Annotated in this window: 14 protein-coding genes; 6 read left to right on the plus strand and 8 right to left on the minus strand. The window is 60.9% G+C overall.

Annotated elements, in window-relative coordinates; translation table 11 throughout:
* Nucleotides 1-24 precede the first annotated feature (24 nt).
* From ACMA5I_RS00715 to ACMA5I_RS00730, 4 genes are all read right to left on the minus strand, one after another.
* Complete coding sequence (locus tag ACMA5I_RS00715) at nt 25-1,119, minus strand: endonuclease/exonuclease/phosphatase family protein (protein WP_525884300.1); 1,095 nt, start codon at nt 1,117-1,119, stop codon at nt 25-27.
* 1 nt (nt 1,120) lies between these two features.
* Nucleotides 1,121-1,870 (minus strand): DNA alkylation repair protein, encoded by a 750-nt coding sequence (locus tag ACMA5I_RS00720; protein WP_525884301.1) that lies wholly within the window; start codon nt 1,868-1,870, stop codon nt 1,121-1,123.
* A 3-nt stretch (nt 1,871-1,873) separates the two neighbouring features.
* A complete protein-coding gene (gene leuD / locus ACMA5I_RS00725) occupies nt 1,874-2,479 on the minus strand; it encodes a 3-isopropylmalate dehydratase small subunit (protein WP_525884302.1) in 606 nt (201 codons plus the stop codon).
* Between the two features lie 71 nt (nt 2,480-2,550).
* Entirely contained in the window at nt 2,551-3,018 is a 468-nt protein-coding gene (locus ACMA5I_RS00730; protein WP_525884303.1) for an invasion associated locus B family protein, read from the minus strand.
* 140 nt (nt 3,019-3,158) lie between these two features.
* Here ACMA5I_RS00730 and ACMA5I_RS00735 point away from each other — a divergent pair, with 140 nt between their 5' ends.
* Both ACMA5I_RS00735 and ACMA5I_RS00740 read left to right on the plus strand, forming a co-directional pair.
* Complete coding sequence (locus ACMA5I_RS00735) at nt 3,159-3,437, plus strand: hypothetical protein (RefSeq protein WP_525884304.1); 279 nt, start codon at nt 3,159-3,161, stop codon at nt 3,435-3,437.
* A gap of 176 nt (nt 3,438-3,613) precedes the next feature.
* Nucleotides 3,614-4,660 carry a Hint domain-containing protein gene (locus tag ACMA5I_RS00740; RefSeq protein WP_525884305.1) on the plus strand — a complete coding sequence of 349 codons (1,047 nt, stop codon included), beginning with the start codon at nt 3,614-3,616 and terminating at the stop codon, nt 4,658-4,660.
* A gap of 36 nt (nt 4,661-4,696) precedes the next feature.
* On the opposite strand, the gene ACMA5I_RS00745 is transcribed toward ACMA5I_RS00740, so the two are convergent.
* Nucleotides 4,697-4,972 (minus strand): GapR family DNA-binding domain-containing protein, encoded by a 276-nt coding sequence (locus ACMA5I_RS00745; RefSeq protein ID WP_525884306.1) that lies wholly within the window; start codon nt 4,970-4,972, stop codon nt 4,697-4,699.
* Between the two features lie 99 nt (nt 4,973-5,071).
* On the opposite strand from ACMA5I_RS00745, the gene ACMA5I_RS00750 reads away from it, so the two are divergent.
* Nucleotides 5,072-5,287, plus strand: a complete 216-nt coding sequence (locus ACMA5I_RS00750) for a hypothetical protein (protein ID WP_525884307.1) — start codon at nt 5,072-5,074, stop codon at nt 5,285-5,287.
* A 3-nt stretch (nt 5,288-5,290) separates the two neighbouring features.
* Here the strand turns inward: ACMA5I_RS00750 and ACMA5I_RS00755 are convergent, their stop codons facing one another.
* The gene (locus tag ACMA5I_RS00755) at nt 5,291-6,019 is read right to left on the minus strand and encodes an alpha/beta hydrolase (protein ID WP_525884308.1); all 729 of its coding nucleotides are present in this window, start codon (nt 6,017-6,019) and stop codon (nt 5,291-5,293) included.
* 135 nt (nt 6,020-6,154) lie between these two features.
* Between ACMA5I_RS00755 and thrS the strand changes: the two genes are divergently transcribed.
* Nucleotides 6,155-8,107, plus strand: coding sequence for a threonine--tRNA ligase (thrS, locus tag ACMA5I_RS00760; protein ID WP_525884309.1), 1,953 nt, complete (start codon nt 6,155-6,157; stop codon nt 8,105-8,107).
* Between the two features lie 64 nt (nt 8,108-8,171).
* On the opposite strand, the gene ACMA5I_RS00765 is transcribed toward thrS, so the two are convergent.
* Complete coding sequence (locus tag ACMA5I_RS00765) at nt 8,172-9,317, minus strand: hypothetical protein (RefSeq protein WP_525884310.1); 1,146 nt, start codon at nt 9,315-9,317, stop codon at nt 8,172-8,174.
* A gap of 227 nt (nt 9,318-9,544) precedes the next feature.
* Between ACMA5I_RS00765 and infC the strand changes: the two genes are divergently transcribed.
* Nucleotides 9,545-10,144 carry a translation initiation factor IF-3 gene (gene infC, locus ACMA5I_RS00770; RefSeq protein WP_525884697.1) on the plus strand — a complete coding sequence of 200 codons (600 nt, stop codon included), beginning with the start codon at nt 9,545-9,547 and terminating at the stop codon, nt 10,142-10,144.
* A gap of 65 nt (nt 10,145-10,209) precedes the next feature.
* On the opposite strand, the gene ACMA5I_RS00775 is transcribed toward infC, so the two are convergent.
* Nucleotides 10,210-10,890, minus strand: a complete 681-nt coding sequence (locus ACMA5I_RS00775; protein ID WP_525884311.1) for a DUF1223 domain-containing protein — start codon at nt 10,888-10,890, stop codon at nt 10,210-10,212.
* Nucleotides 10,891-11,087: 197 nt separating this feature from the next.
* On the opposite strand from ACMA5I_RS00775, the gene ACMA5I_RS00780 reads away from it, so the two are divergent.
* Nucleotides 11,088-12,140, plus strand: a complete 1,053-nt coding sequence (locus ACMA5I_RS00780) for a M42 family metallopeptidase (protein ID WP_525884312.1) — start codon at nt 11,088-11,090, stop codon at nt 12,138-12,140.
* Nucleotides 12,141-12,340: the final 200 nt, after the last annotated feature.

The following is a 12,340-nucleotide window of genomic DNA, read 5'->3' on the forward strand; positions in this document are numbered from 1 at the left end:
CGCCCGCCATTTGGCGGGCGTTTGTCATTCTGGCGTGGCGAGATCGACCCAGACGAGGCGGTGATCCGAAGCCGTTGCCGCCGTCTCCGCCATCGGCCCGTCTGCCGGCCAGAAGACGCCTGCATCACTCACGGTCAGATCCGCTGAGGGCAGGGCGTAATCCACTCGCATATTGCCGGGCGCGTCGTCGTTCCAATCCGCCGTGTCGAGCGCCGGATCCGTTTCATGCGCATCATTCGCACCGCCCTGACCGGCCGCTTTGCCGCCCGCGCTGGTCGGGGCGGGGTCTTGCAGCTTGGGATGGGCGAGCAGCTCCGCCATCACTTCCGAGCGCCCGTCGCCATCCTTGGGGTCGAGATTATAGTCACCGAGGATGACAAACGGGGCGTCCGCCATCGGCGCGGTGTCCCCGGCATCATCGGTCAGCGAGTCACCGCTCAGATAGCGCGCCCACAACCCGACCTCTGCCGCATTGCGCAGCCCGTTGGCATCCTCCGGCCCGTCAAAGACCGGCGGCGTCGGGTGCGCGGCGAGGATGTGGAGCGGGCCGAGCGACGTTTCCACCGGCACATCCCAATGGGATTTCGAGGAGAGGCGCAGGATCTCCGCCACCTCGTCAGCATAATGATCCTCCGGCATCGCGAAGCCGCTCTCTTGCCATGTCAGAAGCTGGAAAGTCCGCGCGCCCTCCGCGTCGATGGGATATTTCGACAGCAGCGCCATGCCATATTGGCCGGGGAAACTGCCATAGCCATGGGCGTCGTCGGGATCGTTCAGACGGCCATCGCCATTCACATCGAGATCGGTCGGCACGCCGGTGTTGGACGGAGCCGAAAAACTATGCGGATAGTCCGCCCCTGCCTCTTTCAGCGCCACCTGAAACGCGGCGAGCGCGCGGCCCTCGGCGTCCCAATCCAGCTCGTTGATCAGCAGAATATCCGGCTGCGTCTCGACAATCACCGCGATCACGGCGGCGATTTGGGCATCCTCTCCGCTCTCGATATCCTGAAGCAAAAGCCCCGGCCCCTGCCGGTTCAGCGCGGCGTTAAAACTCGCCACCCGCAGATCGGCGAGGGCGGGCGTGGCGATCAGGGCGAGGAGGCAAGCGGTGCGGAGCATGTCAGCGATCCTTTAATGAACGTTGCGCGCGTTTGCAGATATAGGCGGTGGCTTTGCTGTCGCTCGCGTCGGCCCACTCCGCACAGAGGGCGCGCACCCAATCTGGGCGGGTCTTGGCCGCATCATTGAGCCAGTTGGCAACGGAGTCCTGAACATAACGCTCGGGATCGGCCTTGAGCGGTTCGAGCAGCGGCAGGCCAAGTTCCGGCGTCTCTTTCAGCTTCGCGATATGAGCGGACCAGACACCGCGCGGCCGGGTCGCTTCGCTGGCAAAGCGGCGGATATTGGGCGCGGCGTCGGCGGTCCATGGGGTGAGCAGCGCGATGGCTGTCTCGATCTGAGCAGACAGCGCCGGGCGAAGCGCCAGCCACGCCCACTCTCGCACTCCGAAATGTGGATCGTCCGCCAGCGGGCGAAGGCGCGTGAGTTGCGCCTCCAGCGGCCCGCCTTCCGCCGCGATGGCGTAGCAGGCCCAGCCTCGCAAACTGTCCGAAGGATGCGCGGCGAGATCGGCGACCGGCACACCATGCGCCGCCGCGATATCCGCCGCGATGGCCATGCGTTTGGTGATCCCAAGGGAAGCGGCGTCCCGCATATCGGCGACGGCTTCGGGGGAGAGCCCCAGAACACCCTCCATCAGCACGGCGAAATCTACCGCGAGACATTCCGTCAGATTGCTGGGCGGCGCGCCGCCATTCAGCGCCGCGAGCCGCTCAGGCGGGATATCCGCGAGTTTCAGCGCGCCAGCCATGGGTCAGACCCAGGGACGCGACGTCTCCATCTGGCTCTCAAAGCCCGCAATCTCGCTCGATTGCTGGAGGGTCAGGCCAATATCGTCCAGCCCTTCAAGCAGGCATTTCTTGCGGAACGGGTCGATCTCGAAGGCAATCTCGCTGCCATCGGCGGCGGTGATCGTCTGGTTTTCGAGATCCACCGTGACGCGCGCATTGTCGCCGCCGCCGGTGCCCTCCATCAGCTTATCCACATCTTCCTGCGGCAAGGTGATCGGCAAAATGCCGTTCTTGAAGCAGTTATTGTAGAAAATATCGGCAAAGCTGGTCGAAACGATCACCTTCAGCCCGAAATCCTTGAGCGCCCAGGGCGCATGTTCACGTGACGAGCCGCAGCCAAAATTGTCGCCCGCGATCAGGATCTCGGCGCGGCGATAAGGCTCCTGGTTGAGGACGAAATCCGGGTTCTCATTGCCCTCGCGATCATAGCGCAGTTCGTCAAAGGCGTGGACGCCAAGGCCCGAGCGCTTGATGGTTTTGAGAAATTGCTTCGGGATGATCATATCCGTGTCAATATTCATCAGCGGCATGGGCGCCGCGATCCCGGTGAAAGTGTCGAATTTATCCATGGTCTCTGGCCTCGTCGTTCTGCTTCTTTCATACGCGGGCCGGATCGCGGAGTCGATCCTTTGACGCGCGGTTAACGGCAGCGGGAAATCACGCTGTCGATCGCCGCCGTGGAGCCGCGCAGCGGATACTGCGTCACCGGATCATTGAGCAGCGTCGGGCCGAAGGCGAGGTCCGTCCCGGAGCGCAGCGCGTCGAGAAGCGCATCGTCGAGCGGCTCAGTGCGCACGTCGAAATCGCCATCGCTGCGCTGGTTGATAAGGGTTGCGGGAATGTCGATCTGCGGCCCGCCGTCGATTTGCAGGGACAGCATCTCGCGATCCCCCGTTTCCGCTCCATCCTCCGCCTCCACACGATATTCGAGGACGGGGTGATCCTCATGGCAAAGGATCGTCAGGCATTGGCGCGGATCGGTGAGGCAGACCATCGCATAATCCTGCCCGCTGAAGGACTCGCGAAAGGAGAACCATTGCGGCGCGTCCGCAGCCGCCGCTCCCATGGGCAGCGCGGCGATCACCAGCGCCCCTTTCAGCCTGTTCATGCCCTCACTCATACCGTCTGACATACGCGCCGCGCCCCCACCGGGCAATGCTGCGCTACATTGCCGCAGATCGCGATGCTGTTATCAAACCGTCATAAAACCTACTTACTCTCGGATAACTGGTTGTAAGGGAGGACCAAATGGCAACCTATCAGGCGGCGTTAATGCACGCGGAACGCGCGGGTGAGGGCCTGTATCAATTCGAGGCGGAATCCGGGCTCGTGGCGAAATCGGCAATGGAAACATTGCGCGCCTTCGTGGAGCGGGTCGAAACGATGGATCACCTCGATCTGGCGGAATGGCATGTGACGGCGGTCCATCGGGACACCGAAAAAGGCGTTGTCACCGGCATGGGCACCTTTGTTTTCGGCTGCGGCGACGAGCAGCCATTCGTCTGTTTTATTACGGAAACGGGTTAAGCGCTTTGTTCACGGTGCGCGCCGGTCGCGCCGCCGCCAAATCGATTTATTCATAAAGCTTAAAATATGACTTGGCGTTAGGTTTTCGGTTTGTATAAGGTAACAGCCGGGTGAGTATTTATTAGGTGGGACAAAGACATTTTTCCGCGCTTGCGCGGGTTTAAGGAGTTTTTTGAATGCCGACCTATGACTATCCCGGCTATGACGACGATCAGATCACATGGCCCGGCGGCAGCGTGTCTGAAGGCGACACGATCACATTTACTCAGCCGACCGACCATTTGGTTTCCATCACCGATAACGATTCCCGATTTCAGGATGGCACCGACGACCGCGATGACGAGGACAACAGCCAGCAGGTTGAAGTCTTCGATGAAAACGGTGTTTTGGAGGCGTCTGGGCAGGTGCAACCGCGTGAGCGGATCGTTTTGGAAGATGCGGATGGCAATCAATACATCATGCACCGCGTTTATATCCGTTCCGAGCCGACCGGGAATGAATATTTCTACGTCTTCGAGGATCCAGGCCCGGAGCTGAATGTTCAGTATTCGGTGATTGATGTGAGCCGCCCGAATTCCGAGCCTTACTGGCTGCCGGGCGAAGTCACCTGTTTCACGCGCGGTGTCGAGGTTTTGACGCCGGACGGGTATCAGCGGGTTGAGAGGCTCAAAGCAGGTGATCTTGTGACAACCCGCGACCACGGGCCGCAGCCGATCCTCTGGGTAGCGCGGCGGTTTTTTAGCTGGAGCGATATGCTGGCCGATCCGCGCCGCGCGCCTTTCGAGGTGGCGGCGGACGCTTTCGGACGCGATCAACCAAAACGGCCTTTGCTGTTTTCGCGCCAGCACCGTTTGCTGGTCACGCCGCCGGCGCGAGGGTCGGATGACGCCACCAGCGAAATGCTCGCGCCGGTTGTGGCGCTGGAAGATGGCACCCGCATCCGCCGCGTCGTCCCGGCGCTTGGGGTGGAATATATCCATCTCGTCTTCGCCCAGCATGAGATTGTGGACGCGGAAGGTCTCGCAACCGAGTCGATGCTCCTGACGGCCTATTCCCGCGATGCCTCCGGCATGGATGCGCAGGACGACGCGGCTCTCTTCGATGATCTGCCCGACGTTACCCACGCCGCGCCCGCCCGCCCGATCCTGTCGAACAAATCGGCGCGAAACCTCATCGCGGAGGGCGCGCTTCTCAGCGATCCTGTCGCTGAAGACGTGATCTAAAAGAACCGGCGGCGCCCGATAGCGCCGCCCTTCGCCTCACATCCCGAGCGCGTCTTTGTAGATTTCCAGAATCGCCTCTTCCTCGCTCACATCCTGCGGGTCTTTCTTGCGCAGGGCGACGAGTTTGCGCATGACTTTGGTGTCATACCCGCGTGACTTCGCTTCGGCCATGACCTCTTTCTGCTGATCGGCGATGTCTTTCTTCTCCGCCTCAAGGCGCTCGAAACGCTCGATAAACTGTCGCAGTTCGCTCGCCGTCACCCGGTAGGCGGTGGCTTCCTCTTCGACGACATTCATGCTGTCTTCCATCATCACGGACCTCATTTGCTAACCGGCGTCTCGGCGCGCCGGGATTTTCTTTTGTCACGCTCTTCGATAAAGGGAGCGGGAGTTAAAGCCAAGGAGCCAGATATGTCGATGATGATTGCAGGCGGGATTACCCTGACCATTCTGGGTCTCGTCGGGCTGATTTTCTGCATCGTCCGGGCGCGGCGTTTCAAAAAGCTCGATCCGCAGAGCCAGGAATATCAGGCGGGGTTCAAGGGTCTGATCATCGTCAATATGGTGGCGATGCTGTTTTCCTTCCTCGGCCTCGCGCTGGTCATCATGGGGATCATTCTGGCCTGAGTGTCAGAGCGCATCGAGAGTGCGCGCCAGACCTTCCAGATCGCGCGGGCTGGAGAGGCGGTGATCGGCGTCCTTGATGAGCTGGAGCCGCGCATCGTCGCACTCCACATGCTCCAGAAGCCGCAACGCCCAGTCCATCGGCACATCCGCGTCCGCCGTGCCTTGAATGAGCCGCAGCGGGAAGTCGAAGGCGAGGGGGGATTCGAGCACCAGACGGTCCCAGCCATCCTCGATGAGCCGTTTAGAAATCACCATCGGCTCGCCATACTCTGACGGCTCTTCGATATAGCCGCGGGTTTCCAACTCCGCCTTCTGTTCGTCAGTAAACTCTGCCCACATGCCGTTCTTGGTGAAATCCGGCGCGGCGGCGAGGCCGACCATGGCGGAGATGTTGAGGCCCGCATCCCGCGCGAGCAGAAGCCCGATCCAGCCGCCCATGGAGGAACCGACGATGATTTGCGGGCCGCTTGTCAGCTCCGCAATCGTCTCGGCGGCGTCGCGCGCCCAATCCCCGATGCAGCCTTCGGTAAAGTCACCGGAGCTTTGCCCATGGCCGGTATAGTCGAACCGAAGGAAGGCCCGGCCACGCTCGCGCGCCCAGTCTTCGAGGAACAGCGCCTTGGTGCCTTCCATGTCCGAGCGCAGACCCGGCAGGAACACAATTCCCGGCCCTTCTCCCGAAAGCTGGTTATAGGCGATCCGGCGCGTGCCAAGCTCAAGAAATTCAACCATGGAGCGTCCCCTCTTTTCCGGCGCCACTCTTTCAAATGCCGCCGCGCGCCGCAAGCTTGACGGGGCGGGATGCGGGATTTAACCAAACGGCAATGCAACCGGGCGTTTCGTAGGCGCCAAACGACAGGAGACCATATGGCCCAGATCACCATTACCCTGCCCGACGGGGCGCAGCGCAATTACGAGGCGGGGGTGACAGCGGCCGATGTCGCTGCCGATATTTCCAAAAGCCTTGCCAAAGCCGCGATTGCCGCGAGTCATGACGGGACGCTGACCGACCTCTCGCGCCCGATGGAGCAGGACACGGCGCTTGCGATCCACACCAATAAGGATGCCGATGTGGCGCTGGAGCTGATCCGTCACGACGCCGCGCATATCATGGCGCGGGCGGTGCAGGAGCTGTGGCCGGATACCAAGGTCACCATCGGGCCGGTGATCGCCAACGGGTTCTATTACGATTTCGACCGCAAGGAGCCGTTTACCGACTCCGACCTCGAAACCATCGAGAAGAAGATGCGCGAGATCATCAACAAGCGGGAGCCGGTGAAGACGGAAGTGTGGGACCGCGACCGGGCAATCCAGCATTACAAGGATAATAACGAGCCGTTTAAGGTGGAACTCGTGGACATGATCCCCGAGGGTCAGGACATTCGCATGTATTGGCATGGCGACTGGCAGGATCTCTGCCGGGGGCCGCACTTGGCGCATACGGGGCAGGTGCCGGGCGATGCTTTCAAGCTGATGAGCGTTGCCGGGGCCTACTGGCGCGGCGATTCCGACCGCCCGATGCTCCAACGGATTTACGGCACGGCCTTCCGCAACAAGGACGATCTCAAGGCGCATCTGCATATGCTGGATGAGGCCGCCAAGCGCGACCACCGCAAGCTGGGGCGTGAGATGGACCTCTTCCATTTTCAGGAAGAAGCGCCCGGCATGGTGTTCTGGCACCCCGATGGCTGGACGATCTACCGCGAGCTGGAAGCCTATATGCGCCGCCGCCTGACCGCTGCGGGCTATAAGGAAATCAAGACCCCGCAGGTGGTAGACCGCAAGCTGTGGGAGGCGTCGGGCCACTGGGCGAAATACCGTGAAAATATGTATATCACGGAGATCGACGAGGAGCATGCGAAGGAAAAGCGCGTCAATGCGCTGAAACCGATGAACTGCCCCTGCCATGTCGAAGTGTTCAAACAGGGTCTGAAATCCTACCGCGATCTGCCGCTGCGTCTGGCCGAGTTCGGTTCCTGTCACCGCTATGAGGCGCATGGTGCACTCCATGGGCTCATGCGGGTGCGGGGCTTCGTGCAGGACGACGCGCATATCTTCTGCACCGAGGACCAGATCGAGGAGGAATGCGCCAAGTTCATGAGCCTGCTCTCGACGGTTTACGAGGACATTGGCTTTGGGCGGTTCGACATCAAATTCTCGACCCGGCCCGATGTGCGTGTCGGCTCGGACGAGGTGTGGGACAAGGCGGAGAATGCGCTGGAAAATGCGATCAAGGCGATCCGCAACGATTACGAAGTCGATCCGGGGGAGGGCGCGTTCTACGGCCCGAAACTCGATTTCAAACTGACCGATGCGATTGGCCGCGAATGGCAGTGCGGCACCTTCCAGGCGGATTTCAACCTGCCCGAGCGGCTCGATGCGACCTATATCGGCGAGGATGGCGCGAAACACCGCCCGGTGATGCTCCACCGCGCGATTTTGGGGAGTTTCGAGCGGTTTATCGGGATTTTGCTAGAAAACTATGAGGGCAAAATGCCCTTCTGGCTCGCGCCGCGTCAGGTGGTGGTGGCCTCCATTGTTTCCGAAGCGGATGGGTTCGTGCATGAAGCCGTCGAGATGCTCCGCAAGGCGGGGCTGCGGGCCGAGGCCGACACGCGCAATGAGAAGATCAACTACAAGATCCGCGAACATTCGCTGGGCAAAGTGCCGGTGATCCTCGCCATCGGGAAGCGTGAGGTCGAGGAGCGGAGCGTCACGGTGCGCCGTCTCGGCGAGCAGAAAACCGAAGTGGTGAAGCTCGATGATCTGATCCCGCAGCTCAAGGACGACGCGCTCGCGCCGGATCTGCGGGAGGCGTAAGCCACGTTAACGACAACAAAAAAGGGCGCCGTAATGGGCGCCCTTTTCGTTTATGGGGAGTGGCTTAGTTGCTGCCTTCATCCGTGGTTGCCGACATGCGCTGAACCTCTTCCCAGATCGCGCGCAGTTCCTGCGGGTCCGAGCCGGCTTCCTCAACCTGCTGAAGGGCCGCCGATTTCATCTCGTCGCTGATCTGCGCGCCCTGAATGGCGGCGGCGACGTTTTCCTGCGACAGCTCGCCAATGTCGATGCCGAGCGCGCGCTCAAGCAGGCCCTGCTGCTCTTCCGGTTCTTCGGTGGTCGCTTCGCTGGTGGTGTCCGCGTCGGTTGCTGCGTCTTCAGCCGCATCTGCACCATCGGTGGGTGCGTCTGCGCCGTCGGTGGCGGCATCTTCAGCGGCGTCCGCGCCTTCGGTTGCAGCGTCTTCGGTGGCATCTGCCGCATCACCGGCTGCGTCGCTGGCATCCTCGGCAGCTTCGTCGGCGGCGTTGGCCGCATCCTCAGCGGTGTCCGCTGCGGCGTCGCCTGCGTTTTCGGCGGCATCAGCAGCGTCGCCAGCCGCGTCTTCGGTGGCGTCGGCAGCATCATCAGCCGCTTCGCCCGCTGCGTCGGTGGCGTCATCCGCTGCGTTGGCGGCGTCATCGGCTGTCTCTTCGGCGGCGTTGGCTGCATCATCTGCCGCTTCTTCCGTCGCATCGGCGGCATCGCCAGCTGCGTCTGCTGCTGCATCGCCCGCTTCATCGGCTGCATTTGCAGCGTCATCCGCCGCTTCATAAGCCGCAGCGGCTGCATCATCGGCTGCCTCTTCGGTCGCGTCGGCGGCATCGCTCGCAGCTTCGTCGCCCTCATTGACCACGCTGTCGACTGCATTGTCGATGGCGGTTGCCGCATCATCGGCCGCGCCCTCAACGGCGTTCATCGTGTCGGAGGCCGCATCGCTGACGGCATCAGCCGCGTCGCTCTCCGCTGCGTTGTCGATGGCGTCAGAGGTTGCGTCCACCGCGTCCGAAGCGGCATCGCTCACCGCATCGGCGGCATCCGAGGCCGCTTCACCCGCCGCATCAACGGCGTCGCCGGTGGCTTCCGCCGCATCGCCGGCTGCGTTCTCAACAGCATCCACAGCGCCTTCTGCGGTCGGATCTTGTTTGACGATATTGTAGATCCCGAACGCACCGAGAATCAGGATCAGGACAGTAAGAATTGCACGCATGCCTACGGCTCCTTTGGAGTTTTTCATTCCGTCATAAAGGTTGTCATTTGTCATGCCGAAGCTGACGGGAAAACGCAAGGAAATGTGGCCAACGCGCCGCCCTATCGGCAAAAAAGCCCATGAATACGGGCTTTGCGCACGCTTTCCCCCTTGACCTCACAGGACTTAATACGCATGTCTTGTGAACGCATTGGGTCGTCCGAGGACGGCCCGTTTTGCGTCGCGGGGTGCAAGCCCCCCGATTTTTCACATCTGTATCGACAACGATCCAAGGAACCAGAGCCATCGCCCGCAGACCCCACAACGCTCCCCCGACACGTGACACCGGACCGCGCACCAATGAAAAAATCCGCGCACCCGAGATCCGGCTTATCGGTCCCGACGGCCAGAATGTTGGCCTCGTCGATCCAAGAAAAGCATGGGAGGCGGCACAGCAGCTTGGCCTCGACCTCGTAGAGATTTCGCCGAACGCTAATCCCCCGGTCTGTAAGATCATGGATTACGGCAAGTATAAGTATGAACAGCAGAAGCGTGAAGCCGAAGCGCGGAAGAACCAGAAGACCATGGAGGTCAAAGAGGTTAAGTTCCGCCCGAATACGGACACGCATGATTACGACGTGAAGATGAAGAACGTCACCAAGTTCCTCGAAAAAGGGGACAAGGTGAAGGTGACGCTCCGCTTCCGCGGCCGTGAAATGGCGCACCAGAATCTGGGGCGCGAATTGCTGGAACGTGTGGCTGAGGATTCCAAAGACCTCGGCAAGGTTGATTCCATGCCGAAAATGGAAGGCCGCCAGATGGTCATGATGATCAGCCCGCTGAAATAAGCGGCGCGGTCATGAGACGCGAAAGGACGCCCCGGTGGCGTCCTTTTTTGTTTGCGCGGAAGGGGTTAGATGCCCGGCAGCTTGGTCAGCCCGAGGATCCGGCCCAGCGGTTTTTCCTGAAGCACAATAGCGGTCGGGCCGTCAAAGGCGGGGGTGGAGAAGATCGCCGACTGCTCACCATCCCAGTCACCCACCGGGGTCAGCGACTCGGCGGTGTTGTGGAAGGTCAGGCTCTGGCCCGCATTCTCTCCGCCATCGGGGCTGATCTCATATTGCTCGACCAGCGGCGCGATGAAGAGTTCGGATTCGGGCAGGATCTCCCGCGCGCTCACGGTGATTTCCAGATCGCCGCCATTTCGAATTGCCGAAAGGGTCGCGGGCAGCGGCTCTGCTTCGCGGATCGCCCGGCTGACGGCTTCAAACTCATTCCCGACCACGCGGCCATTCACCACGAATTGCGGCGTATAGATCACCTGAAGGCTGTCCCGATTGGCGTAGTCGCGTTGGCGAGCGGTGAATTCTTGCGTGGCGTAACTGTCTGTCCAGCCAAGATAATCCCAGACGGAGACATGCAGGCCAATGGGCAGAACCGCCTGACTGTCGATCAGACCCTTCATATATTTCTCGGCTGGCGGACATTCCCCGCAGGCTTCCGAGGTAAACAACTCCACCAGCACATGCGGCGGGCGCTCATTGGTTTGTTCGGTGGCGTGAGCGGACAGGCTGACAAAAACTGTTGTCAGCAACGCACTGAAAATCCTGACACTCGACATGACGATCCACAACTCCCGTTTCGCTTCGAAACGTATCAACTTTGATGGGATTGATCAAAGCCTCATCTTTCACAAGGGCGTGCAAAATAAGCTATATCAGCGGGGTGGCGGCGTGGCTCTTCCCCGAGCGGGACCGGCCTGCTATGCCTTCGGGCAAAAGGAGATTTGTCATGGCGAAAAAATCCAAGACCCCCGACTACGACCTTCTCAAGGCCCTGTGCGAAACCCCCGGCGTGCCGGGGCGCGAGTCGCGGATTCGGGCGCTGATCGAGGGCGAGGTGAAGGGGCTCTTTGACGAGATCGAGACGGACCCGATGGGCTCGCTTCTGTGCATGAAAAAAGGCAAGGGGAAGAGCCCGAAAAAGGTCATGCTCCTGTGCCATATGGACGAAATCGGCTTTCTCGTCAGCCATATCGACGATGATGGCTTTATCTCGGTCCAGCCCGTCGGGGGATTTGATCCGCGCAATCTGTTCTCCCGCCGCGTGCTCGTCTGCACCAAGGATGGCGACTATAAGGGCGTGATGAATCCGGGCGGCAAGCCGGTGCATATCTCCTCCGCCGAGGACCGCAAAAAGATCCCCGAAGCGACCGAATTCCTCGTCGATATCGGCATGGGCAAGGACACGAAGGACAAAATCCGCATCGGCGATTATGTCGTGATGGATGAGCCGTTCCTGGAGATGGGCGACAAGGTGGTGAGCAAGGCGCTCGACAACCGCATCGCCTGCTGGCTCGGCATCGAGGTGGCGCGGGCGATGAAGGACGCCAAAACCGAGTGCGAGCTGCATATCGCTTTCACCGCACAGGAAGAGGTCGGGCTGCGCGGCGCGAAAACCGCCAGTCACCGGATCCAGCCGGATATTGGCTTTGGGGTGGACACGACGCTCGCTTGCGATACCCCCGGCGTGCCGAAAACGCTGCAAATCACCAAGCAGGGCGACGGATTCGGTCTCCATGTAAAGGATTCGAGCTTCATCGCCGATGAAGAGCTGGTCGAAGAGATCGAGGCGCTGGCGCTAGCCGAAAAGATCCCGTTCCAGCGCACCATGCTGCCCGCAGGCGGGCAGGACGGGGCCGCCGCGCAGCAGGCCGCCGCGGGCGCGAAGGCAGTCGGCGTCGTGGTCGGGACCCGCTATATCCACACGGTCACGGAAATGGTCGACAAGACCGATCTCGAAGCGGCGCGCGACATTCTGATCGCTTGGCTTCAGAAGAACTGAAGCACAACGCACTGATTAGTCTAAAGAAAAGCGCGGCCTCTACCCGGAGCCGCGCTTTTTTACGCTCGAAGGGTTAACGTATGTTAGACAAGATTGGGAACTAAAGTCCCCGTGAGTCGTTAATCAGGAGCAAAAGGAGACTGTCATGACCAACATCATTTACCTTGTCGGTCTGATCGTCATCGTAGTCGCGATCGTTC

The organism is Jujubicoccus corallicola (genome assembly GCF_047345645.1).
In the GTDB taxonomy this organism is placed as follows: domain Bacteria; phylum Pseudomonadota; class Alphaproteobacteria; order Rhodobacterales; family Rhodobacteraceae; genus JBLEFH01.

Excerpts from the sequence above, each read along its gene's own strand:
- leuD (WP_525884302.1), bottom strand. The coding sequence starts at position 2,479 with ATGGATAAATTCGACACTTTCACCGGGATCGCGGCGCCCATGCCGCTG.
- ACMA5I_RS00765 (WP_525884310.1), bottom strand. The coding sequence starts at position 9,317 with ATGCGTGCAATTCTTACTGTCCTGATCCTGATTCTCGGTGCGTTCGGG.
- ACMA5I_RS00745 (WP_525884306.1), bottom strand. The coding sequence starts at position 4,972 with ATGATGGAAGACAGCATGAATGTCGTCGAAGAGGAAGCCACCGCCTAC.
- thrS (WP_525884309.1), top strand. The coding sequence starts at position 6,155 with ATGGCCCAGATCACCATTACCCTGCCCGACGGGGCGCAGCGCAATTAC.
- ACMA5I_RS00715 (WP_525884300.1), bottom strand. The coding sequence starts at position 1,119 with ATGCTCCGCACCGCTTGCCTCCTCGCCCTGATCGCCACGCCCGCCCTC.
- ACMA5I_RS00730 (WP_525884303.1), bottom strand. The coding sequence starts at position 3,018 with ATGAACAGGCTGAAAGGGGCGCTGGTGATCGCCGCGCTGCCCATGGGA.
- ACMA5I_RS00720 (WP_525884301.1), bottom strand. The coding sequence starts at position 1,870 with ATGGCTGGCGCGCTGAAACTCGCGGATATCCCGCCTGAGCGGCTCGCG.
- ACMA5I_RS00780 (WP_525884312.1), top strand. The coding sequence starts at position 11,088 with ATGGCGAAAAAATCCAAGACCCCCGACTACGACCTTCTCAAGGCCCTG.
- ACMA5I_RS00740 (WP_525884305.1), top strand. The coding sequence starts at position 3,614 with ATGCCGACCTATGACTATCCCGGCTATGACGACGATCAGATCACATGG.
- ACMA5I_RS00755 (WP_525884308.1), bottom strand. The coding sequence starts at position 6,019 with ATGGTTGAATTTCTTGAGCTTGGCACGCGCCGGATCGCCTATAACCAG.
- ACMA5I_RS00735 (WP_525884304.1), top strand. The coding sequence starts at position 3,159 with ATGGCAACCTATCAGGCGGCGTTAATGCACGCGGAACGCGCGGGTGAG.
- ACMA5I_RS00750 (WP_525884307.1), top strand. The coding sequence starts at position 5,072 with ATGTCGATGATGATTGCAGGCGGGATTACCCTGACCATTCTGGGTCTC.